The following is a 23,216-nucleotide window of genomic DNA, read 5'->3' on the forward strand; positions in this document are numbered from 1 at the left end:
AGATTGGCATCACACAGAGGACACGGAGGACACGGAGAGAACTTCAATCTCTTCCGCTGTTCCTCTGTGTTCTCTGTGCCCTCTGTGTGAGACCTTTTCAGGGCTGATACCCGAACGATTCCCTGCGAAATGGTATCACCCGCAGGGCCGCTGGTCGATCGAATTGCGTAATTTCGTGGACTTGCTCTAGGTAGCAATTGTTATCTGCACGCGTGCCCGTGCAGTTATCAATTGCCACTAGTGTGAACCGGTAGCGGGCAACCACGTTTACTGCGCGGCGTCCATCAGCATCTACGGTCTGAATCGTGATTCGCTCAACCAGGGTTTGGATCAGCTCGCGCCGGGTTTCCCAATCGAGCGTCTCATCCAACCGTTCGTTCAAGGTGCGAAGCAGGGCGTCGGCGGAGTTAACCTGGTCGTTGCTTTCTTCCGCCGCCCGCAGCCGACTCCGAAGATCGTGAACCTCGCGTTTGAGTGCGGTTTCCTCGTCGTGGATCGCGTCCAACTGGCGATCGAGGCTCTCGCTGCCAATCCGCCCTCTTCTAAACAGCGTCAGCACGACGTCGCGTTCTCCCTGGGCGACTACGTCGCGTTCACCGCCTACGTGGGGTACATGACCGGCCCGCTCACGCAGATCACCACGCTGTTCACCGACTTCCAGCGGGGTGCGGTGGGCCTGGGGCGCATGTTCGATCACCTGGACCAGCCCCCCGAGCAGGACCCCGCCCTGGCGTATGCGCCGCCGCCGCCCATCGCCACCGTGGTGCGGGGCGAGATCAGCATGCGCGGCGTGTGCTTCGGCTACTCGGCCGGGCGCGAGGTGCTGCACGACGTGAGCGTCTGCTTCCCGCGCGGCGCCATCACCGCCATCGTGGGCCCCAGCGGGGCGGGGAAGAGCTCGCTCCTCCGCCTGATCCTGCGCATGGAGGAGCCTGACGCGGGCGAGGTGTGCGTGGACGGCGCGCCGATCACCTCCCTCTCCATCCCCGACCTGCGCCGGCAGATGGCGGTGGTGTGGCAGGAGTTCAGCCTGGTGCAGGGCACCATCTGGGACAACCTGACGCTCGGCGCCGAGGAGCCCTCGCGGGCGCGCGTCGACGACGCCGTGCGGCTCTGCCGGCTGAAGTCGCTCATCGACGAGCTCCCCGACGGCTACGACACGCACGTGGGCGAGTGGGGCGCCACCCTGTCGGGCGGGCAGCGCCAGCGCATTGCGCTGGTGCGCGCGCTGGTACGCGACGCGCCGGTGCTGCTGCTGGACGAGGCCATGGCCAACGTCGACATGCAGACCGAGAGCCTGATCCTGCGCGACCTGCTCGCGCGCCAGGAGGGGAAGACGGTGATCTTCGTGACGCACCGCGTGAGCACCGCAGCGCTGGCCGACCACGTGGTGATGGTGGCGGCGGGGCGCGTGGCGGCCGCGGGAACGCACGCGGAGCTGATGCGCGACAGCGAGGCGTACCGCAAGCTCCAGGGCGGCGGCATGGAAGACCCGCGCCGCCCGCACGCCGTCCCGGCGACCTGACACTCTCTCTGTGCCTCTGCGTCTCTGCGTGATACCGAATCCGCTTGAAACGTGAGTGGAAATTCAACAGAAATGCCTCGCGCAGAGTCAGCAGAGTTAGCAGAGAACTGCTTGGTTTTCTCTGCTAACTCTGACTCTCCGCGCGCTTCCCTTCCGCCCTCCCGCCACGGACGCGTGCGGGGCCCGGTCCGCCTCATCCCGCCGGCGCCGCCATCGGCTCGGACGGCGCGTCGTCCGGCGCAGGCCCGCCAGCCACCCTGGCCGCCGCGGCGTCCAGGGCGCGGTCGCCCTCGCGCCACCGTTCCCGGCGCGCGTGGAGCCGGCGGGCGGCGGCCGACCACTCGCGCCGCAGCTCGGCCACGGCGCGGCGCAGCGCGACCTCGGCCGGCCCGCCGCCGTGCGCCGCGGCGTCCGCGACCGCGGCGGGGTCCAGGCCGGCCGCGTCCGCGTCGATCCCCAGCTCGCGGAAGAGGGCGCCGGCCGCCTCCGCCAGCGGCTCTCCGCGCGCGGCCGCCTCCGTCACCCGCTCGCCCACGCGGTGGTGCGCCCGGCGGAACGACATCCCCGTCTCCAGCACCAGCCGGTTGGCCAGCTCGGTGGCGGCGGTGAACCCCTCGTCCGCCCGCCGGCGCATCCGCTCCGGCCGCGGCTCGGCGCCGGCGACGACGAGACGGGAGAGGACCACCGCCTCCGTCACCCCCTCCAGCGCGCCCCAGAGCGGCCGCACCCCCTCGGTGCCGACGGCGACCGAGTTGCTGAAAGGCGTGGCGTGCATCGCCACGGCGGCGGCGGTGAAGGCGCCCAGCGGCGCCCCGGCCCGCCCCTGCACGTGCTCCAGGAGGAAGGCGTTGCGCTTCTGCGGCATCATCGAGCTGGAGCCGACCAGGGTGTCGGGGAAGCCGACCAGGTCGAACTCCGCCGTGCTCCAGAGCTGCAGGTCGGTCGCCAGCCTGCTGAGCGTGACGCCCAGGACCGACGCGGCCGAAAGGAGGCGGAGGACCAGGTCGCGCGAGGCCACCGCGTCGATCGAGTGCAGCACGCCCTCCGCGAAGCCGAGGAGCGCCGCCGTCCGCTCCGCGTCGATCGGCACCGTGGTCCCCCCCGCCGCGCCGGCGCCCAGCGGACAGCGGTCGAGGCCGGCGGCCGCGGCCTCGATCCCGTGCAGGTCGCGCAGGAGCGCCAGGGCCACGCCGGCCAGGTAGTGCCCGAAGGTGACCGGGAGCGCCGCCTGGTGGTGCGTGTAGACCGGCATCAGGGTGGCGGCGTGGCGCTCGGCGCGGCGGACCAGGACGGCCAGCAGGCGGAGCACCTCGCCGACCAGCCGGCCGTACGGCTCCCGCAGCCGGAGCCGGAGGACGGTGGCGTTGATGTCGTTGCGCGAGCGGGCGAGGTGCACCGCGCCGCCGGTCTCCTCGCCCAGCGTCTCGACCAGCCAGCTCTCGTAGAGGAGGTACAGCCCGCGTGGCGCCGCGCGCCCCTTCAGCGGCGCGTAGTCTTCCGCGACCAGCCGGTCCATCGCGGCCAGGAGCCGCCGCCCGCGCCCGGGGGGGAGGATCCCGCGCTCCACCAGCATCACCAGGTGCGCCCGGTCGATGCGGACGCAGGACGGGAGCTCGTCGCGGATCGCCCGGTCGGCGTCGTCGCCGAAGACGATCCGGCGCGCGCGCGGGTCCAGCGCCCGGCGGATCCGCCCGGTGTCCTCGCTCACGCCGCCCCCTCCGTCGCGCCCGCCAGCGGTGCGGCAGCTTCGTCCGCTTCGTCCGCGCGCGCGGACGCGGGCGCGTCGACCCGGACGCGGACGGTGTCGCGGGCGCCCTCGGCGGCGCGGGCGGCGGCGCGGGCCTCCGGGGCGCAGGCGACCACGTGGCCGATGCGGTCGCGGAAGTCGCCGTGCACGGCAAGCGCGTCGCCGGGGCGGCGGTAGGCGCGCACCTCCACCACGTCGGGGCGGCCGAGCGCGCTGGACATCCCGTCGATCGCCGCGAGCCGCCCCGCGCCGGGCGCGAAGAGGAAGCGGATGGAGGCGTGCCGCCGGTGCGCCCGGACCAGCCCCGGCTCCCGCCCCACCACCAGGCGCAGGGTCTCGCGGATCAGGTCGATCCCCTCGGCGTGGCGCACCAGCTCGGGGATGAAGCCGCCGGCGAGCCGCGGGTTGACCTCCATCGGCACGGCGCGCCCCTCGCGGTCGATCCGCAGCTCCCAGTGGAGCGGGCCCCACCCCAGGCCCAGGAGCGCCGTCCCGCGCGTCACCGAGTCGATGAGCGCCGACGCGGCCTCCTCGGGGACGTCGGCCGGGTAGTCGTGCCCCGCCTCGACGAAGAAGGGCGGATCTCCCAGGTGCTTGCGGGTGATCCCCACCACCCGCCCGGAGAAGACCTCGACGGAGAACTCGTCGCCGGCGACGAACGACTCGACCAGGACGCGGGCGCCACTTTCGCCCGAGGCGAAGAGGAGCGCGGCGTGGGACCCGGCTTCCGCCGGATCGGCGCAGGCGCGCACGCCCACGCTCCCGCTCCCGTCCACCGGCTTGAGGACCACGGGGAAGCCGATCTCGCGCGCGGCCGCCGCGGCCTCGGGCGCCGAGGAGACGGCGCGGAAGGCGGGGGAGGGGACGCCGCCGGCGGCCAGCACCTCGCGCTGCCGCGACTTGTCGCGCGCGGCGCGAACGGACGCCGCGTCGGGGCCGGGAAGGCCGAAACGCGCCGCCAGCGCCGCCGCGGTGGCGACGAAGTACTCGGAGCTGGAGGTGATCCCGGCCACCCCGGCGGCTCCGCCCCAGCGCGCGGCGACCAGCGCGTGCAGCTCGTCCTCGTCGACGCGCGGGACCACGACCACCTCCGGCGCGCCCTCCTCGACGAGGTAGGCGTATTTCTCGGGCCGGGCGGTGATCAGCACCGGGAGGAAGCCCATGCTCCGCGCGGTGCGCGCGAAGAGCCGCCCCGTGCCGCTGGTGTTGCTCTCGACGAAGAGCAGCGCCTTTCCGGCGGGGGCCGCGCTCACGCCGGCACCAGCCTCAGGCCGGCGCCGGGCCGGTCCATCACCTCGGCGTACGAGCGGCGGCCCCAGCGGAAGAACGCCCACGGGTCATGGCCGTCGTGGGGGTGCTCCCACTCCACCGGCTCCTGCGGGAGGACGTCGAGGCGCACCCCCTTCGCCTCCAGCCAGGCGTCGTCGTAGACGGTGTCCTGGTAGCGGTACCCTTCGTCGGGGAAGATCACGGCGCCCAGCCGGTCGGGGTTCTCGCGCGCCCACCCTTCGGCCACCAGGTACGCCGCGCCGCTGGTGGGGCCCATGAAGAGCGCGTGGTCGCGGTGGAGCCGGCGGGTGGCCAGGAAGGCCTCGGCCGCGCCCACCCAGTGCACCAGGTCGAACGCCGTGTGGTCCACGTTCGGCGGCATCAGCGAGTTGCCGAGGCCGCGCAGCAGCCGCCCGCTCCCGGCGTCGGACTGGCCGAAGAGGACGCTGCGGTGCGTGTCCACGCCGATCACCTCGAGCTCGGGGGAGATCAGCCGCAGGTACGACGAGATCCCGCACACGCTCCCGCCCGACCCCACGGTGCCGATCAGGCAGTCGATCGCCCCGGCCGCGTGGGCCAGCTGCTCGGCGCAGGGGGCGTAGCTCCCCGGGTTGTGCGGGTTGCTGTACTGGCGGGGGCAGAAGCTCCCCGGGCTCTCGGCCAGCACCCGCTCGAGGATGGCGAGCCGCGCCTGCTGGAAGCCGCCGGTGGGCCCCGGCTCGCGGACGATGTGCACCGTGGCGCCCAGGTCTTCCAGCCGCCGCTTGAGCGGGGCGTCGATGGCCGGGTCGCTCACCAGCGTCAGCGGGTGGCCGCCGAGCCGCGCCACCATCGCCAGCGCCAGCCCGAAGGTGCCGGAGGTGGTCTCGGCGATGAGGCCGCCCGGCCGCAGCTCCTCCTCCTCCAGCGCCTTGCGGACGATGAAGCGCGCCGGGAGCAGCTTCATCAGGGGGAAGGCCAGCCCGATCAGGTTGGGGCGGAGCCAGACGAGGCGGGGGAGCGCGATGGCGTCCACGAAGTTGGCGTGGATCACGGGGCCGCTCACGAGGGATCCTTCGGGTGCGGGGCGGGCTCGGTGGAGAACTCCCAGCTCGCGGGCACCCCCAGCCGGCCGAGGCCGGCCCGCGCACGTTCGATCCGGGCGTCGGCCCCGGCGCCGGGCGCGAAGAGGAAGCCGGCCACGGTGCCGCTGTGCGCCACCTGCACCCCCAGCGCGCCCGCCTCCTGCGCGAGACGGAGGAGCTCGGGCATGTGCCGCTTGGGGCGGTGGCGCTGCATGATCAGGGTGCTGGCGGTGGCCGCCCGGCCCAGCAGCGCGGCGTCCTGCCGCTCCACCGCCCGGCGCAGCAGCCCCAGGATCGCCCGGTAGGCCTCGATCTCCCACGCGGTGTAGGAGACGGGCGGAAGGGTGAGCGTCGCCACCCCGTGCTCGCCCTCGGTGTTGAAGCCCAGCACCCGCACCGCGGGGAGGGGCCCGCCCAGGTCCAGCAGCACGCGGCCGCGGCGCTGCGCGAAGAGCACCGCCCGCTCGTGGCCGAACATCAGCGAGTCCGACGCGGTCTCGGCGGCCACGGCCAGCCCCGCGATCCACGCCGGCTCCAGCACCGCGCCGAAGGCGTCGGCCACCGCGCGGATGGTGGCCAGCACGTCGGTGGTCGACGAGCCGCACCCCCACTGGACGGGGACGTTGCTCTCGATCCGGATCGCCCCGCCCCACCCGGTGCGCCCCAGCGCGTCCAGCGCGAGCCGGGCGGCGGCCTTCGCCCGCGAGCGGTCGCCCGGCTCCACCGTGAGCGGCCCCGAGCGCAGCGGACGGAAGCGGGCGTGCGTGCGGAACAGGGTGCACGGGAGGGTGACCAGCCCGTGCTCCACCGTCCCGTCGCTCGAGTAGAACATCCCCTGCACGATCTCGCCGTGGTGCGCGTGGATCTCGCCGTGCCCCACGCGGAACTCGCTTGCGGGCGGCGGGAAGTACGTGGCGGCCACGGCGGGGGCGGTGCGGGTGTCCAGGAGGATTGCGGTCTGCATGGCCGGGGTCAGGAGGGGGAGGAGATCTCGGCGTCCACGACGCCCGCGCCGCACCACTCCATCACCGCCATGGCGCTCCACATCTTGTGCTGGGCCTGCACCCAGGCCAGGCTCCGCGGCCCGTCGAGCACCTCGTCGTCCACGTCTTCGCCGCGTACGGCGGGGAGGTCGTGCAGGAACACCGTCCCACGCGGCTTCGACACCCGCTCCAGCAGCGCCCGGGTGACGGCGAAGGGCCGGAAGAGGGTCTGCCACTCGGGATCCGGCTTCCCCACCCCCATCTCCTGCCAGCGGCTGGTGTAGACCGCGTCCACCCCGCGCGGGAGGGAGGCGGCGTCGTGCGTCTCCTCCACCGTCGCGCCGTGCTCGGCGGCCTGCGCCCGCGCGACGGCCAGCTTCCGCCGGTCGAGCCCGTACCCCTCCGGCGTGGCCAGGGTGAGCCGCGTCCCGCGGATGCGGCTCATGGCCAGCGCCAGCGCGGCGGCGGTCTTGTTCCCCTCGCCGCAGTAGAGCAGGTCGAGGCCCTCCAGCCGCCCGAAGTGCTCCAGGAGGGTGGCCAAGTCGGCGAGCGCCTGCGTGGGGTGCTCGTCGGAGGAGAGCGCGTTGACCACCGACATCCCCGGGTGCGCGGCGAAGGTCTTCATCTCGTCGACGCTCTCGTTGGTGCGCATCACCAGCACGTCCAGGTAGCCGGCCAGGGTGCGGGCGGTGTCCTCCGCCGTCTCCCCCGTGTTGGTCTGCAGGTCGGCGGGGCCGAAGGTGGCCACGGTGGCCCCCAGCCGCCCGGCGCCCACCACGAAGCTCGCGCGGGTGCGGGTGGAGGTCTTCCGGAAGTAGACGCCCACCGTGCGGCCGCGCAGGCTCTGCGGGGCGGCGGGAGCGTGCTTGATCCGCACCGCGCGCCGGGCCAGGTAGAGCACCTCCTCGGGCGACAGGTCCAGGATGGAGAGGACGTGCCGGGTCCGCGCCGCGTCCGGGCGAAGGGCGACGGACGGGATCCGGAGGCCGGGTGCGGGCTCGGCGTGCAGCGTCATTGCGTACGATCCGTTGGGTGATGGTTGTCCGACGCGCGACCGCGCCCCTCTCGTGAGCCCCGCACCTCGCCGATGGCCTCCGGCCTTTCGGAGGGCTGCCCGGCCTCGACCCTGCCGCCGTCGTCCGGGGGGATCCGTGGCCCGGCGGCGGCGACGCGACCGGACCGCGGCTCGGCGGCTCCCTCTCGGGCGCGGGAGCGGGCCGGGCGTCCGCCGGTCCGGGCACCGGGACCGGCGCGAGTGCGGGTCGCCCACGCTCTCCGGCGCCGGCGCGGAGGGCCCGCGCGCACGCCGCGGCGCCCCCCCGGATCAGGCTTCCTGGGTCTGCTTCCGCAGGCTCTTCGGCGTCATGTCGGTCCACACCTCCTCCACGTACGCCAGGCACTCCTCCCTGGAGCCCGGCTCGCCCACGGCCGACCAGCCCAGGGGGATCTTCTTGTCCGCCAGCCAGAGCGAGTACTGCTCCTCGTGGTTGACCAGGACGACGTAGGTGCGGGTGTCCTCCGTCGCGTCCGTCGGCATGCCTCGCCTCTCGCTGTTCAGGGTGGTCGGGAACGGCCCGGCGCCGTCGCGCGGAAGCGCTCCGGAGCGTGCGTGGATGCGACCCGGCTCCGGCCCGGGGCGCCGGCCGTCCCGTTCTCGATGGGGAAGGCGTCGTCCCCCTCCGGCGCGAGTCGTGCGTGTGCTGGCGCGTAACGTTCGACACGGCAGGGTGAACGTCGCTGGTTCGTCTGGAAAAAGCTAATCGTTATTCGCCGAAAAACGCAACCCGCAGCAGCACCAAGCGCGGCGTTGCTGCCATGGCTCGAAAGGCGCGAGAATCGAGATGCTCAACCGTTTCGGCGGGCGGCGGAGCCGGTGCGGCGCCGGGCCGCGCCGCCCGGGTGGGCAGGGACTTCTCGTACCAGCGGCGCTGCATGTGCGCGGGAGCCGCGTACCTGGAACTGGTCGGCCAGGAGCACGGTGATCGAGAAGATGCCCAGGCAGGCATGGTGTCCAGTCCGCAACGGATGATCGAGACCGCGGAGGGGCGCGCTGGACCTGCGGCGGATCGCCGCGCTCCCCGCGCTCATCAGGACGGCCAGCGTGATCGCGATCGCTCGCATCGTCTTCCATCTCCTCCGCTCGGGAGTCCGTACGGACCGGGACGCAGGGATGATGAGGGACGGGAGACGGGGACGGGAGATGAAGACGAGGGATCCGTCGCTCCGGTCCAGGGAGCGACGGATCTCGCGCGAGGACGCGAAGACGCGGAGGCACGCCCGCGCGCCCCCGGGTCCTCGCGAGACCGGGCGACCGGCCGCGTCACTCCTCCATCTGCGCGCGGCGGGAGAGGCCGATCACGTGCCAGTAGATGTAGCGCACGTCGTCGTCCGGGAGGCCGGCCGCGCGGGCGAGGGTCCCCGCGCGGCGGACGACGGCTGCCTCGCGCGCGGGTCAAGGATCGGGAGGCCGCGGGCGCGCTTGGCCACCCCCACCTCGCGCGCCAGCCGCACCCGCTCGGCGATCAGCGCGATTATCGCGCGGTCGATCCGCTCGATCTCGTCGCGGATCGCCTCCAGGTTCGCGCCGCGCCAGCCGTCCTCGTCAGGGGGCGCCAGCTCCTGCGCGCTCACGCGGCCGCCTCCACCGCCAGGTCGGCGGGGATGGGAAGCTCGCGGCCGGCCGCCTCGGCGAAGGGGCGGATCCCGCGCATCACCGCCAGGAACGCCTCGGGCGAGAGCGACTGGTCGCCGTCGGAGAGCGCCTCCGTCGGACGCGGGTGTACCTCGATGATCAGCCCGTCGGCGCCCGCCGCCACGGCCGCGTAGGCCAGCGGCGCCACCAGGTCGGTGCGGCCGCCGGCGTGGCTGGGGTCCACGATCACCGGGAGGAGCGGGGGCAGGTGCCAGCCGACGGCGGCGCGTTCGTAGAAGACCAGCAGCTCGCGCCAGAACGGAAGTTTCTCATGCTGCGGCAGCTTCTCTTCCAGTTCCGCAACCAGGGCGCGCACCTCGGCCGTGTAGGCGGCCACGCGCTCGCGCGCCTGAGCCAGGAGGGATTCGGTGTGGCACGCCAACACGCCTACGGCGAGCCTCACCGTCCGCGACGGCACCGACCAGGGGCCGCAGAAGCGCGCGATATCCTCGTGGGGAACCACTCGAGCCGAGGCGTCGCTCTGACGCTGGCTCGGATTTTCGAACTCGGTCACGGTGGAATAGGAGGATGTGAAGTGAAAGCGGCGGGGATGTCGCTCAGGCCGAGGTCCCCGCGTTTGCTCTGGAGTCGAGGCGCTGGCGGCTGGCCGAATACAGTTCTGATTCTGGTCGACTATGGCTGGCCCGAGAACGTCCGAGAGCCTCGGAAGGTGCTCGAGTTCGCGCTGGTGCTCGCGCACGGCGCTGAGTCGCTCGAGCCTCGGGTGGCGCACGATTATCTCTGGCAGCGCCCGTTCAACCTCGACGACCTGCAGCGCGATCTCGCGTTCGAGCTGAGCGATACCGTACGCGGGCTGGTGCGTGCCGAGCGATTGTTCCATGCCTCCCGCTATTACGAAGCGGAGATGCTGTACGCAGACCTCCGTGCACGCGGATGCGACACGGCTCCGGTGCGGTGGACCTCGATGATCGGGTTGCGGCTTGGCTGGGGCGTCGGGTACCGCGGCGCGCACAACCACTACCGGGTCCACTTCGCGATTCCGACGCCGGCAGTCGAGGACGGCGTGCGCGCTCGCCTGCGCCGGGCGACGGTGCCGTTCACGGCCGACGAGGGCGTGACGCTCGAAGCGGTCCACGTGTGGGACGATCCCAACCAGGCGTTCACCCAGGACGGGCTCTCGGTCGGCGGAGAGAACGCCACGCTCACCGACGGCCGGAACTCGTTCGAGATCCCCGGTCACCGCGTCCGATGGGGGATCGGTGTATCGGCCATGTTCCAATTCGCCGGCGCCGGTAACGTCACCCTCCACGCCGCCGGGCGTCGAATTCGAACACTGAACGCCGCGCCGGCCCCGGCGGAAAGATCGCGGCGCGGGGATCGGACGGAACCCGGTCCGACGAAGGACTCCGGCCCGACGAGCAGAGTCCGAGCCCGAGCCGGTCGGCCTCGCGCAGTTTGCGAGGCTTCCCGGTGTTGCCGCGGCTTCGGCCGCCGGGGTGCGGGGTCTAGACGACGATCGGCCGTTCCGCCGCTGGAGAGATGGCGGCAACCCTCACGTTCGGGAGGATGGATGCAGATCGGAGAGGTGCGGGCGCTGGTGACGGGCGCCGCCAGCGGGCTGGGCTACCGCTTCGCGCTGGAGCTGGCGCGCGCCGGCGCGAAGGTGGCGGCCGTGGATATCGACGGTGACGGGCTGCGACGGCTGGCCGCCGAATCCGCCGGCCTCCCCGGCCGCGTGGAGACGATGGTGGGCGACATCACCGACGAATCCGCAGTCAAGGCGTTCGTCCGCGACGCCGACGAGCGGTTCGGCGGCGTGAACGTGCTGGTGAACAACGCCGCCGTGCTGATGGACGGCCTGCTGGTGGCCGACGACGACGGCTGGATCCGCCGCCTCCCGACCGCGCAGTGGCGCAGGGCGCTCGACGTGAACCTCACCGGCCAGTTCCTGGTCGCGCGCGAGGTCGCCGCGTCGATGCTGGAGCGCTGCGGCGAAGGTAATGGCGGTGAGGGCGTGATCGTGAACATCTCGTCGCTGGCGCGCTCGGGGAACGCGGGGCAGTCGGTGTACGGCGCCAGCAAGGCGGGGCTCGACTCGGCCACGCGCACCTGGGCGCTGGAACTGGCGCCGCACGGCATCCGCGTGGCCTCCATCGCTCCGGGCGTGATCCAGACCCCGCTCCTCGACAACATCTCCGAAGAGGCGCGCGCCAGCCTCTTGGCCGGGATCCCCGTGGGCCGCTTCGGCGATCCGTTCGAGGTGTGGCTGGCGCTCCGCTTCGTCATCGAATGCGGCTTCTTCACCGGCCGTGTGCTCGAGCTCGACGGCGGCGCGCGGATGTAGCAACCCGCGGGCTCCGTCGGATTTTCTCACGCGGAGGGAGCGCACGAGGCAGAGGGATCGACACCGGTCCTCCGCTGCTTCGCTCCCCCTGTTTCTGGCCACGCGAACAGTTGTGATGTGACCCTCGACGATTCGCAGGAAATCAAGGAGCAGCGTGTTCGCAGGACGTCCGGGAGCCCCCTCCTGTTTGAGTTGATACCACTTTGCAGAGAATCGTTCGGATAACAGGATTGAGTCCGGTCTAAGAAGTCACGTTACCCGCTTCGGCTTTTCAGGCGAATGCGGCGGCAGCGGGAAACGGATCGCCCCCGCACCCTCCCAGCGCTCGGACGAGGCGCCGCAGAGGCGCCAGCAGACCGTGTAGCGTCACCGGGAGACGACGGGCAAGGGCCGGTACGGGCACAGAGGTCTGGGGCGGGGGTGAAACCCGCTGCAGGTGACGGTAGATGCGCCCGAAGTTGACGATCGCACGCAGGAAGCCGTACCGGCTGGCCGCGCAAAGCCCGCGCGTGCGCAGCTTGCCGTCCCGGCACGGGGCCTTGAACTCCTTGATGGTGGCTTCGACGTTGGCCCGCAGCGTCCGCCGCTCTTCCGGCAGCGTCTCGATCCGGCGTTGCCGGGCCTGCTTCAGCACGTCGGCCTCGGTGAAGTAGAAGGTGCGGCCCCCGTGTGCGCGACGCTGCGCCAGGCATGACGCCGCGAATGGGCACCCGGCGCAGCTCGCGGCCGCAAACTCGGCCTTGTAGTGCTTGTCGGTGGATCGGCCCGGCACCACGTGCCCCGCCGCACAGCGAATCTGGAGGAGTCCGGCCTCGTCGCGCTCGATCTGCATCGGCGCCTGGGCCACGCGGCCGCGGATCGCGGTCTGCACCGCCTGGATCCCGAGCTCGGCCTCTCGCCGGTCGTTGTCTTCGCTCCCGTACGCGGCGTCGTGGCGCAGCTCCTGGAGATCGGGGGTCTTCTGGTGCATCTCCGGCAGCCGCTCGTGCAGGATGCGGCTGTCGGCCTGGTTGTTGGGCGCCACCGCGACGTCCGTGATCAGCTGCAGGTCGTTCTCCGGATCGGCCGTCTCGGTGGCGTGCAGCACGAAGCCGTGAAACTCCGCCTCGTCCTTCCGGTGGAAGGTGGCGTCGGGATCGTCGGGCGACTGCAGCGCATCACTGCCGATCTCCTCGGGCGGGCGCAGCGCGATCTTCTCCTCGACGCGCGTGAAGTGCTCCGCGAAGACGCGGCGGACGGTGTGGTGGATCTCGGTCGAGCCGTAGCCGGCTTGCAGCGCCTCGACCATCCAGGCGTAGAGCTCGCCCAGCCGCTCCAGCGTCGCGTCGATGTCGCTCTTGCGCAGCCGGTAGAGGAACTGCCCCGAGGTCTTCGCCCTGACGTAGGGAGCAAAGCGCTCGGCATGCTGTGCCTGATCGGCCTCGCCGAGGACGCGCCACATCCGCAGCGCCACCTCTACCAGCAGCTCGATCCGGGTGTACTGGCGGATGTTCGAGCCGATCTGGGTCGAGTCGCACCGCTGGATCGTGCCCTTCAGTCCGAAGCGCTCCAGCTGCTCCACGGTGAGCCGGTCGAAGACGGCCTGGAACTTGTCCTGACCGGTGGCTACCATGTCGTCGCGCAGCCGCTTCTGGAAGTTGAACAGGGTCGCCCGGCAGAAGGACTTAGCCGGCGCGGAGACGATCGAGACCGCGCACGTCAGCGAGGCCATCCAGTACCATGTTAGTAGGACCCCAATCCGGACCCAAGGGTGGGCCCCGGACCAGTAGGCCGACGCAAGATCGGCTCGATGGCGCGAAGGCGCCAGCAATCTATCCTGGCCATTGGCCACGCAGAATACGCCTCGGCTCCCGTTCACCAGCCGGCCCGCCCTCCACGAATCGCGACGATTGTCTCGCGCATGCGTGAGCACGCATCGTGGACCTGTCGATGTGCACAGCGAGCTTGGCGCTCATCTCACGCGAGGATGGGGCGGAGCGGCATTCCGCGTGAGGAAAGCGTGCGGTTCGCGCCGTCGGGAGGCGTGCACGTGCGCTACGTGTACACCCGGGAAGGCTCGATGCCGGCGCAAATTCCGGCGGACATGGCGCGGGGGGTCGCGCTGATCTGCCCCGATCCCGACCACGCCGAGCGGGCCCTCGACTTCGCCGGGCTGGTGATGGTGCGGCTGGGAACGGAAGGAGCGACCCACCTCCTGCGCCACTGGACCGCCCACGAACCGGCGCTCCTGCGCGACTTCGACCCGGTGCTCGCGGACGTGTTGGCGCACACTCCCGAACTGCTTACCGGCCCGCTGCGGGCCTGAGGGCCGACACCTGCCATGTCCGACGATGACCTGACCTCCGCCCTGTTCGCGGACGCCGATCCCGGGGAGTTCGACCCGCTGGAGTGGATGTTCACGACCCAGACGATCGCGGGAGCCAGGACCTTCCTCGCCGGGCTCGACGCGCCCGGCGAGGTCTGGGAGTACCTGGGCCGCGACTACCCCGTGCGCGCCGGCTCGGCGGACGCGTCGTGGCTGCGAGCTGCGGGCGCGTCCCTGATCCCGCCCGGGACGACGTCCTCCACCACGAGCTCGACCGCTTCCTCGTGGAAATCCCGGAGGAGCCGCGCCGATAAGGATCTTCTTCCGCCACGGACTGCCTCTCCTGCGCCCGCGCCGCATCCACCTTGCGGCGCGGGCGCCATTCGTTCTCGCCTCGCACCGGCCTCTCGGACGGCACGCGCGCGGGTTATCTCTTCAGCCTCAATGCGATGCTGCGGCGGGCCTGGCGCGAGGAGCGCATCCCGGAGAATCCAGTGGACCGGCTCGACCCGTTCCGGCGAGCATCCGCCAACGAGGGTAGCGCCGGAATCCATTCGGTCACGGTAGGAACGCGCTGGTTCGAGACGCCAGCACCCGCGGGAAGCAGGGCCCGCCTGGTAGTTCGGGGCGGGCCTTCGGCGTTACCGGCTGCGTGGTGGGATTTCGGCCAGCGAGAACCAGCATGAACTGCCGATGAGACTGTGCCGGAAACTGTGCCGTAATTCGTGGCGCTGGCTGGCGCTGGATGGGGTCATGGAGCAGAAAACCCGGGGCCGATCGGCCCAGCCGCGGTCCGTGCCCCGGCAACGGGCGAGCGGGGGTGAGGTTGACGCGGGGGAAGAGTTCGAGTAGAGTGACTGTAATCGCGAATTTTGGCGGCCCACGTGAGGAGATCCATCTTTCCATGGCTGCGGCGTGCTGGCCCCGCGGCGGCCAGGCGGTGCGGCCTGCATCCTCTACGACCAGTCGTTCGTGAGCCCCGCCGGTCCCTCGCGGACCGGCGGGCGGGATCGTCCGCTCCGCATCCGGCAGACGCAGCAGTACCCACTTCTCGCGAGAGAGAGACGAGCATGTACATCACGGACGAGCAGATCCATGACTTCCAGCGCGACGGGTTCCTGCTCCTTCCCGCCGTGTTCTCCGCGGCCGAGGTCAAGGCGATGAAGGATGAGCTCCCCGGCGTCTTCGCCGAAGACTCCCCGGCGCGGGTCATGGAGAAGGAGACCGGGGTGGTGCGCTCCGTCTACGGCTCGCACCGCACGCACGACGTCTTCGGGCGGATGGTGCGCGACCCGCGGCTGCTGGTGCCGTCGGAGCGCATTCTGAACGACGAGGTGTACGTCCACCAGTTCAAGATCAACGCGAAGCTGGCATTCCGGGGCGAGGTGTGGGAGTGGCACCAGGACTACATCTTCTGGCGCAACGAAGACGGCGTGCCGACGGACAACATGGTCACCGCCGCCCTCTTCCTGGACGAAGTGAACGAGTTCAACGGGCCGCTTCTCTTCGTCCCCGGCTCACAGCGCGGTGGGGTGATCGAGCCGCGCGCGCGCAAGCAGGCGGACGAGAGCGAGCCGTCGTGGAAGGCGGACGTGGCAGCCGCGCTCTCCTACACGGTGCAGCAGGACACGCTGGCAGAGCTGGTGACCGAGGGCGGCATCGTGGCGCCCAAGGGCCCGGCGGGTTCCGTCCTCTTCTTTGACGGCAACGTGGTGCACGGGTCGGCGCCAAACATGTCGCCCTTCAACCGGATGCTGGCGCTGGTGACGTACAACGCGGTGAGCAACACGCCGCCGCTGCGCGAGAAGCCTCGCCCAGAGTTCCTGTGCAGCCGCGACTTCACGCCCATCGCGCCGCTGGAGAGCGGGGCGCACGCCTCCGCGCTCCCACTGTCCTCGGTCTGACGCGGAACTGGCATCGTGCGGGCATCGGTCTGCCCCATTACGCACGTGAGTGCCGAACGCGAGGCGATCACGAATCGGCCGTTCTGCCGGAGTTTCCGACGGATGAACTCTGGATCGTGATCCGGCGAAACGAATCTCCACCGCGCGCGCCATACGCGGACCCGTCTCAACAGCAAGCGGTCTAGGGCGAGATCGGAGAGCCGACGCGCAAGGGGATGATCGTCGACTTCACCGAGCCGCATCTGCGCGTCCGCTCGGTCGGCCTGTACTCCCTGATCCGGAGCCTTGCGGTGAGGCCGGCCGCGCTCATCGGCGGCCTGCTCTGGCGACGCGCTCCGGAGTTGCCGTTCGTTGTGGCAGCGGTCTGCGGGAGGGTGTCCCACCCCGCGAACTCGCGCCGCCCACGGTGGCCCGGAGACGGCGCCCACCTTTTCCGCCTCCTGATTGGCTGCGGTCCCTTCCGCCCGGGCCGCCCGGGTGGGGGGAGCGCGATCAGGCACGTCCACGTCCTCCCCACGCGGGCAGACGGGAAGCAAGGACGAGTGCCTCGCCTGCATCGAGGAAGTCTGGACCGACATGAGTCCCCTGAGCCTCCCAAAGCAGATGGCGGAAACCAGTACGTAGCGTAGAAGCCGTACTGCTTACGTCCTTCGTCCCGTTCGCGCGGTCGGTGTGCGGCTCCGGTCGCCCGATCCGATCCCAACCAGGTCGCTGATGTCAATGGTCCACCATGCCCCGAATCGTTCCGGGGCGCCGCCCCGGGTCTGGAGGGAGGGAGCTTGACGGAACTCGGCGACGCCGGCGGACTCGGCATCCAGGAGCGGTATCCGCTCACTTCGCTCCAGCACGGGATGCTCCTCCGGGCTCTGCTGGCGCCCGGGGCGGGCGTCAACGTGCAACAGGTCGTCTGCCGCTTCCGCGAGCCGCCGGACGCGGAGCGGCTGGAGCGGGCGTGGCGCCGCGTGGTGGCGCGGCACGACATCCTCCGCACCCGCTTCCGCTGGATGGATGTCCCGGAGCCCGTCCAGGAAGTGCTCCCCCAGGTCCGGCTGGAGATCGCGCGCCGCGAGTGCGCGGGGCTCGCGCCCGCCGACAGGGAAGCGGCGGTGGAGGGCTATCTGGCCGAGGACCGTGCCCGCGGCTTCGACCTGGCGGAGGCACCGGCCATGCGCCTGGCGCTCTTCCCTGGGGCGGCGGATGAGCACGTGCTGGTGTGGAGCTTCCACCACATCCTGCTCGACGCGTGGTCTATCACGCGGGTCCTGGACGAGGCGTTCACGCTGTACGACGCCGACGCGGAGGCCGCACTGCCCATCCCTCGCCCGTTTGGCGACCACATACGGTGGCTACGCGAGCGGGACGGCGCGGCGGACGAGGCGTACTGGACGGGCATCCTCGGGGGCCTCGAAGCGCCGGCTCCTGTGCGGCCGATCCGGAGCGCGCCCCGCGACCCGCGCGGCGAGCCGCACTTCGGCGCGCGCGAGCTCCGCCTCTCGCCCGCGGCCGACGCCGCGCTCCGCGCCCTGAAGCGCGACCGCGGCGTGTTCGTGAACACCGTGGTGCAGGGGGCGTGGGCGCTCCTGCTGGGGCGCTACACGGGACGCACCGAGGCGGTGTTCGGGACGGTGCGCCACGGGCGCGCCACCGGGTTGGAGGGCGCGGAGGGGATGGTGGGGATGCTCATCAACACCGTCCCCCTCCGCGTCCCCCTCCCGCCCGAAGCGCGCGTCGCCGACTGGCTGGAGGAGGTCGCCGCCCGGAACGCGGCCCTGGGCGCCCACCAGCACGCCGCCCTTCCGGACCTCCAGCGGTGGAGCGGCCTCCCGCAGGGCGCCCCCCTTTTCGACACGATCGTCAGCTACCAGCCGCTGCCGTTCGAAGCCGCCTTCCGGGGAACGGAGGGGCGGAGCGTCAGCATGCGCGAGCATCCGGGATACCCGCTGGTGCTGGGGGTGGACGCCGAGGCGCCGCTCCGCGCGAGCATCCAGTACGACGCCGACCTCTTCGACGCCGCGGCGGTGGACCGGATGCTGGGCCACTTCGCCCGCCTGCTGGAGGAGATGGCTGCCGATCCCGAGCGCCCGCTGGGGGCGCTGGACCTGCTCGGGGAGACCGAGCGCGCGCTCGTGCTGGAGGAGTGGAACCGGACGGCGGCGGAGCACCCGGCGGACCGGTGCATCCACGAGCTGTTCGAGGAGCAGGCGGCGCGCACCCCCGGCGCCGTGGCGCTGGTGCACGGCGGTGAGCGGCTGACCTACGCCGATCTCGCCGCGCGCGTGGACCGGCTGGCGTTGCGCCTGGACGCGCTCGGGGTCGGCCTGGAGACGCGCGTGGGGATCTGCCTGGAGCGCGGCCCGGAGATGATCGTGGCCGTGCTGGCGACCCTCGCGGCGGGCGGCGCATACGTCCCCATCGACCCCGTCTACCCGGCGGAGCGCATCGCCTACCTCCTGGAGGACTCCGGGGTGCCGGTGGTGCTGACGCAGGCCGCGCTGGCCGGGCGCTTCGCGGACTTCGGTGGCACGGTGGCGCTGGTCGACGGGGCCGACACGCATGCCGGGACGGGCGGGCGCTCGGGGCCCCGCGCCCGGACCGCGTCGGCGCGCAGCCTCGCCTACGTGATCTACACCTCCGGCTCCTCCGGCAGGCCCAAGGGCGTGGGGGTGGAGCACGGGTCGCTCGCCAACTACGCCCGGGTGGCGCGCGAGTACTTCGGGATCACGCCCGCGGACCGGGTGCTCCAGTTCGCCTCGCTCAGCTTCGACACGAGCGCGGAGGAGATCCACTGCACGCTGCTGGGCGGAGCGACGCTGGTGCTCCGCACCGAGGAGATGCTGGGGAGCGCGGCGAGGTTCTTCGAGCGGTGCGAGGAGTGGGGGATCACCGTGCTGGGCCTGCCGACGGCGTACTGGCACGAGCTGGTGGGGGCGATGGACCGCGGGGAGGCGAGCCTCCCCGCGTGCGTGCGCCTGGTCGTCATCGGGGGGGAGCGGATGCTCCCGGAGGCGGTGGCGCAGTGGCGCCGCACCGTGGGGGACGCGGCCGGCCTGGTCAACGCCTACGGACCCACGGAGGCGACGGTCTCGGCGACCCTGGGCCACGTGGGCGAGGGAGCGCTCTCCATCGGGGGGCCGGTGGGGAACGTCCGGGTCTACGTGCTGGAGCCCTCGGGGGCGCCGGCGCCGGTGGGCGTGCCGGGCGAGCTGTACGTGGGCGGGGCGGGGGTGGCGCGCGGGTATCTCGGCCGCCCCGGCCTGACGGCGGAGCGCTTCGTCCCGGACCCGTTCGGCGGCGCGCCGGGCGCGCGGCTGTACCGGACGGGAGACCGGGCGCGGTGGCTGCCGGAAGGGACGCTGGAATACGGCGGCCGGCTGGACGGGCAGGTGAAGGTTCGCGGCTTCCGGATCGAGCCGGAGGAGATCGAGGCCGTGCTGTGCGGCCACGGTGCCGTGGACGGGTGCGCGGTGGTGGCGCGCGAGGACCGGTCCGGTGACCGGCGGCTGGTGGCGTACGTGGTGGGGGGCGCGGACCCGGCGGAGCTGCGCGGGTACCTGCGGCGCAACCTGCCGGAGTACATGGTGCCGTCCGCGTTCGTGTCGCTCGACCAGCTGCCGGTGACGCCGAACGGGAAGGTGGACCGCAGGGCGCTGCCGGCTCCGGATCTCGCGTCGGCGGAGGAGCGGTACGTGGCGCCGCGGGCGCCGGTGGAGGAGGTGCTGGCGGGGATCTGGGCCGAGGTGCTGCGCGTGGAGCGGGTGGGGGTGGAGGACCGCTTCTTCGAGCTGGGCGGGCACTCGCTCCTGGCCACGCGGGTGGTCTCGCGGATGCGCGAGCTGCTGGGCGTGGAGCTGCCGCTGCGGGCGCTCTTCGAGCATCCCACGGTGGCGGAGCTGGCCGTGCGCGTGGAGGAGATGCGGCGCGCGGATCTCCCGGCGCTGCCGGCGGTGGTGCCGGCGGACCGCGCGGGGGCGCTGCCGCTCTCCTTCGCGCAGGAGCGGCTCTGGTTCCTGGACCGGCTGGAGCCGGGGAGCACCACGTACAACCTCCCCGTGGCTTGGCGCCTGGGCGGCATGCTGGACCGGGCGGCGCTGGAGCGCGCGCTGGGCGAGATCGTGCGCAGGCACGAGTCGCTGCGGACGGTCTTCGCGGAGGTGGATGGCTCGCCGGTGCAGGTGGTGGTGCCCTTCGGCGGCTTCGCCCTGCCGGTGGAGGACCTGTCGGGGCTGAGCGAGGTGGACCGCGAGGCGGCGGTCGGGCGGCGCGCCGGCGAGGAGGCGGGGCGGGCGTTCGACCTCTCGGCGGGCCCGCTCTTCCGCGCGGCGCTGCTGCGGGTGGACGAGGAAGACCACGTGCTGCTGCTCTCGATGCACCACGTCGTCAGCGACGAGTGGAGCATGGGGGTTCTCTTTCGCGAGCTGTCCGCGCTGTACGCGGCGTACCTGGCGGGCGGGGAGTCTCCGCTCCCCGAGCTGGCCGTGCAGTACGCGGACTACGCCGTCTGGCAGCGCGAGCAGCTGGCGGGCGAGGTGCTGGACCGGCAGCTCTCGTACTGGACGGAGCGCCTGGCGGGAGCGCCGGAGCTGCTGGAGCTGCCGACGGACCGCCCCCGTCCCCCGGCGCGGACGTACCAGGGCGCGACGGTCCCGGTGAGCTTCGCCCCCGAGCTGCTGGAGCGGCTGCAGACGCTGGGGCGGAGTGAGGGCGCGACGCTGTACATGACGCTGCTGGGCGCCTTCCAGGTGCTGCTGTCGAAGTACAGCGGGAGCGAGGACATCGTCGTAGGCAGCCCCATCGCCGGCCGCACGCGCCGGGAGGTGGAGGAGCTGATCGGCTTCTTCGTCAACACCCTGGTGCTGCGCACCGACCTCTCGGGCGATCCGAGCTTCCGCGACGTGCTGCGGCGGGTGCGGGAGGTGACGCTGGGCGCGTACGAGCACCAGGAGGTGCCGTTCGAGAAGCTGGTGGCCGAGCTGCGCCCGGAGCGCAGCTTGAGCCACGCGCCCATCTTCCAGGTGATGTTCACGCTGCAGAACGCCGAGGGCGAGGGAGGCGCTCTCCCGGGGCTGAGCGTACGCGGAGCCGGAGCGGATCTCGAGGGCGCCAAGTTCGATCTCTCCCTGTCCCTGGCGGCGACCGCGAGCGGACTGCGGGGAACGCTGACCTACGCCACCGACCTGTTCGAGCCGGACACCCCCCTGCGCATGGTGGGGCACCTGGAGCGGCTGCTGGAGCAGGTCGCCGCCGAGGCGGACGCGCGGCTCTCGCGGCTGGACCTGCTCGGGGAGGCGGAGCGCGCGCTCGTGCTGGAGGAGTGGAACCGGACGGCGGCCGAGGTTCCGGCGGACCGCTGCATCCACGAGCTGTTCGCGGCGCAGGCGGCGCGCACTCCCCGTGCTCCCGCGCTGGTGCACGCGGGCGAGGTCCTCGACTACGCGGGGCTGGAGCGCGCCGCCAACCGGCTCGCCAACCACCTCCGCCGGCTCGGCGTCGGCCCGGAGACCCGGGTGGGCATCTGCCTGGAGCGCGGCCCGGAGCTGGTGGTCGCCATGCTCGCCATCCTCAAGGCGGGCGGCGCGTACGTCCCGCTCGATCCCGCGTACCCTCGCGAGCGCCTGGCATACATGCAGGAGGACGCCGCGATCACGCTGGTCATCACCGACTCGGCCCTCGCGGATCGCCTGCCGGAGAACGTGGCCGGGCTGCTGCTGCTCGACGCCGACCGGGCCACGATCGACGCCGGGCCGGACGTGGCGCCGGAGAGCGGCGTGGGGCTCGAGAACCTGTCGCACGTGATCTTCACCTCGGGCTCCACGGGAAGGCCCAAGGGGGTGATGATCCGCCACTCCTCGACGGTCGTCCTGCTGCACTGGCTGCGCGAGACCGTCACCGACGAGGAGCGCTCGTCGGTCCTCTTCTCCACGTCGATCAACTTCGACGTCAGTGTCGCCGAGGTCTTCGGCACCCTCTGCTGGGGCGGAAAGCTGGTGATCGCCGAGAACGCGCTGGAGCTGGCGACGCTCGGTGAAGACGTCGTCTACGCCAGCATGGTGCCCAGCGCGGCGGCGGAGCTGCTGAGGAGCGGCGGCATTCCGGCGTGCGTGAAGACGCTGAACCTGGGAGGCGAGGCGCTGCCGAACGCGCTGGCGCAGGGGCTGTACGGGCTGGGGACGGTGGAGAAGGTCGGCAACCTCTACGGCCCGACCGAGGACACCACCTACTCCACGTACTACGTCGTCCCGCGCGGGGCGGACCAGGTGCTGATCGGCACGCCGGTGGCGAACACGCAGGCGTACGTCCTCGATCGCCATCTCCAGCCCGTACCGATCGGCGTGGTCGGCGAGCTCTACCTCGCCGGCGACGGCCTGTCGCGCGGCTACGCGAATCGTCCCGCGATGACGGCGGAGCGTTTCGTCCCCTGCCCGTTCGGCGCGCCGGGCGCGCGGATGTACCGGGTGATGGACCGTGTGCGCCGGCGCCCGGACGGGGAGCTGGAGTACCTGGGCCGCACCGACTTCCAGGTGAAGGTGCGCGGCTTCCGCATCGAACCGGGCGAGATCGAGGCGGTGCTGCGCCAGGCGCCCGGTGTTACGGACTGCGCCGTCGTCGCGCGGGAGGACGAGACGGGCGACCGGCGGCTGGTGGCGTACATCGTGGGTGAAGCGGAGGCCGAGGCGTTGCGCGCGCACGTGCGGCGGAGCCTGCCGGAGTACATGGTCCCCTCCGCGTTCGTCCCGCTGGAGGCGCTGCCGCTGACTCCGAACGGGAAGCTCGATCGCAAGGCGCTCCCCGCGCCGGATCTCGCGTCGGCGGAGGAGACGTACGTGGCGCCGCGGACGCCGGTGGAAGAGGTGCTGGCGGGGATCTGGGCGGAGGTGCTGGGACGCGAGCGGGTGGGGGTGGAGGAAGGCTTCTTCGAGCTGGGCGGGCACTCGCTCCTGGCCACGCGGGTGGTCTCGCGGATGCGCGAGCTGTTGGGCGTGGAGCTGCCGCTGCGGGTGCTCTTCGAGCGCCCCACGGTGGCGCAGCTGGCCGTGCGCGTGGAGGAGATGCGGCGCGCGGATCTCCCGGCGCTGCCGGCGGTGGTGCCGGCGGACCGCACGGGGGCGCTGCCGCTCTCCTTCGCGCAGGAGCGGCTCTGGTTCATCGACCGGCTGGAGCCGGGAAGCGCCGTCTACAACATCCCCATGGCATGGCGTCTGGGCGGTGCGCTGGACGGGGCGGCGCTGGAGCGGAGCCTGAGCGAGATCGTCCGGCGTCACGAGTCGCTGCGGACGGTCTTCGCGGAGGTGGACGGCTCGCCGGTGCAGGTGATCGTGCCCTTCGGCGGGTTCAGCCTCCCGGTGGAAGATCTGTCGAGCGAGGCGGATCGGGAGGCGGCGGTGCGCCGCCGCGTCGGCGAGGAGGCGAGGCGGGCGTTCGATC

General features: G+C 72.2%; 16 protein-coding genes. 5 read left to right on the forward strand and 11 right to left on the reverse strand.

The window, feature by feature from the left end; translation table 11 throughout:
• Positions 1-97 precede the first annotated feature (97 nt).
• Entirely contained in the window at positions 98-559 is a 462-nt protein-coding gene (locus tag VF746_30985; GenBank protein HEX8696885.1) for a hypothetical protein, read from the reverse strand.
• A 54-nt stretch (positions 560-613) separates the two neighbouring features.
• On the opposite strand from VF746_30985, the gene VF746_30990 reads away from it, so the two are divergent.
• Complete coding sequence (locus tag VF746_30990; protein ID HEX8696886.1) at positions 614-1,525, forward strand: ABC transporter ATP-binding protein; 912 nt, start codon at positions 614-616, stop codon at positions 1,523-1,525.
• A gap of 193 nt (positions 1,526-1,718) precedes the next feature.
• On the opposite strand, the gene argH is transcribed toward VF746_30990, so the two are convergent.
• From argH to VF746_31035, 9 genes are all read right to left on the reverse strand, one after another.
• Positions 1,719-3,233, reverse strand: coding sequence for an argininosuccinate lyase (gene argH, locus VF746_30995; GenBank protein HEX8696887.1), 1,515 nt, complete (start codon positions 3,231-3,233; stop codon positions 1,719-1,721).
• Complete coding sequence (locus VF746_31000; protein HEX8696888.1) at positions 3,230-4,525, reverse strand: ATP-grasp domain-containing protein; 1,296 nt, start codon at positions 4,523-4,525, stop codon at positions 3,230-3,232. The genes argH and VF746_31000 overlap by 4 nt, the downstream gene beginning before the upstream one ends.
• Positions 4,522-5,586 (reverse strand): cysteine synthase family protein, encoded by a 1,065-nt coding sequence (locus VF746_31005; GenBank protein ID HEX8696889.1) that lies wholly within the window; start codon positions 5,584-5,586, stop codon positions 4,522-4,524. Before VF746_31005 ends, VF746_31000 begins: the two co-directional genes overlap by 4 nt.
• The gene (locus VF746_31010; GenBank protein ID HEX8696890.1) at positions 5,583-6,569 is read right to left on the reverse strand and encodes a hypothetical protein; all 987 of its coding nucleotides are present in this window, start codon (positions 6,567-6,569) and stop codon (positions 5,583-5,585) included. Before VF746_31010 ends, VF746_31005 begins: the two co-directional genes overlap by 4 nt.
• Before the next feature lie 8 nt (positions 6,570-6,577).
• Positions 6,578-7,603, reverse strand: a complete 1,026-nt coding sequence (locus tag VF746_31015) for a hypothetical protein (GenBank protein HEX8696891.1) — start codon at positions 7,601-7,603, stop codon at positions 6,578-6,580.
• A 309-nt stretch (positions 7,604-7,912) separates the two neighbouring features.
• On the reverse strand, positions 7,913-8,125 hold the full coding sequence (locus tag VF746_31020) for an MbtH family protein (protein ID HEX8696892.1): 213 nt from the start codon (positions 8,123-8,125) through the stop codon (positions 7,913-7,915).
• Between the two features lie 308 nt (positions 8,126-8,433).
• On the reverse strand, positions 8,434-8,709 hold the full coding sequence (locus VF746_31025) for a hypothetical protein (GenBank protein ID HEX8696893.1): 276 nt from the start codon (positions 8,707-8,709) through the stop codon (positions 8,434-8,436).
• A gap of 234 nt (positions 8,710-8,943) precedes the next feature.
• On the reverse strand, positions 8,944-9,219 hold the full coding sequence (locus VF746_31030; protein ID HEX8696894.1) for a chorismate mutase: 276 nt from the start codon (positions 9,217-9,219) through the stop codon (positions 8,944-8,946).
• Positions 9,216-9,683 (reverse strand): hypothetical protein, encoded by a 468-nt coding sequence (locus VF746_31035; GenBank protein HEX8696895.1) that lies wholly within the window; start codon positions 9,681-9,683, stop codon positions 9,216-9,218. Before VF746_31035 ends, VF746_31030 begins: the two co-directional genes overlap by 4 nt.
• Positions 9,684-9,950: 267 nt before the next feature.
• Between VF746_31035 and VF746_31040 the strand changes: the two genes are divergently transcribed.
• A complete protein-coding gene (locus VF746_31040) occupies positions 9,951-11,585 on the forward strand; it encodes an SDR family NAD(P)-dependent oxidoreductase (protein HEX8696896.1) in 1,635 nt (544 codons plus the stop codon).
• 271 nt (positions 11,586-11,856) lie between these two features.
• Here the strand turns inward: VF746_31040 and VF746_31045 are convergent, their stop codons facing one another.
• A complete protein-coding gene (locus VF746_31045) occupies positions 11,857-13,296 on the reverse strand; it encodes a transposase (GenBank protein HEX8696897.1) in 1,440 nt (479 codons plus the stop codon).
• Between the two features lie 318 nt (positions 13,297-13,614).
• Between VF746_31045 and VF746_31050 the strand changes: the two genes are divergently transcribed.
• From VF746_31050 to VF746_31060, 3 genes are all read left to right on the forward strand, one after another.
• Positions 13,615-13,890: a hypothetical protein gene (locus tag VF746_31050; GenBank protein HEX8696898.1), complete on the forward strand. Its 276-nt coding sequence runs from the start codon at positions 13,615-13,617 to the stop codon at positions 13,888-13,890.
• Positions 13,891-14,960: 1,070 nt separating this feature from the next.
• The gene (locus VF746_31055; GenBank protein ID HEX8696899.1) at positions 14,961-15,794 is read left to right on the forward strand and encodes a phytanoyl-CoA dioxygenase family protein; all 834 of its coding nucleotides are present in this window, start codon (positions 14,961-14,963) and stop codon (positions 15,792-15,794) included.
• Between the two features lie 779 nt (positions 15,795-16,573).
• A partial coding sequence (locus VF746_31060) for an amino acid adenylation domain-containing protein (protein HEX8696900.1) occupies positions 16,574-23,216 on the forward strand: 6,643 nt, incomplete at its 3' end.

Source organism: Longimicrobium sp., from assembly GCA_036389795.1.
Lineage (GTDB): Bacteria > Gemmatimonadota > Gemmatimonadetes > Longimicrobiales > Longimicrobiaceae > Longimicrobium.

What these genes read in the sequence shown, in the direction of transcription:
- VF746_30990 (HEX8696886.1), top strand. Translation starts at nt 614, where the DNA reads ATGACCGGCCCGCTCACGCAGATCACCACGCTGTTCACCGACTTCCAG.
- VF746_31010 (HEX8696890.1), bottom strand. Translation starts at nt 6,569, where the DNA reads ATGCAGACCGCAATCCTCCTGGACACCCGCACCGCCCCCGCCGTGGCC.
- VF746_31015 (HEX8696891.1), bottom strand. Translation starts at nt 7,603, where the DNA reads ATGACGCTGCACGCCGAGCCCGCACCCGGCCTCCGGATCCCGTCCGTC.
- VF746_31020 (HEX8696892.1), bottom strand. Translation starts at nt 8,125, where the DNA reads ATGCCGACGGACGCGACGGAGGACACCCGCACCTACGTCGTCCTGGTC.
- VF746_31025 (HEX8696893.1), bottom strand. Translation starts at nt 8,709, where the DNA reads ATGCGAGCGATCGCGATCACGCTGGCCGTCCTGATGAGCGCGGGGAGC.
- VF746_31045 (HEX8696897.1), bottom strand. Translation starts at nt 13,296, where the DNA reads ATGGCCTCGCTGACGTGCGCGGTCTCGATCGTCTCCGCGCCGGCTAAG.
- VF746_31055 (HEX8696899.1), top strand. Translation starts at nt 14,961, where the DNA reads ATGTACATCACGGACGAGCAGATCCATGACTTCCAGCGCGACGGGTTC.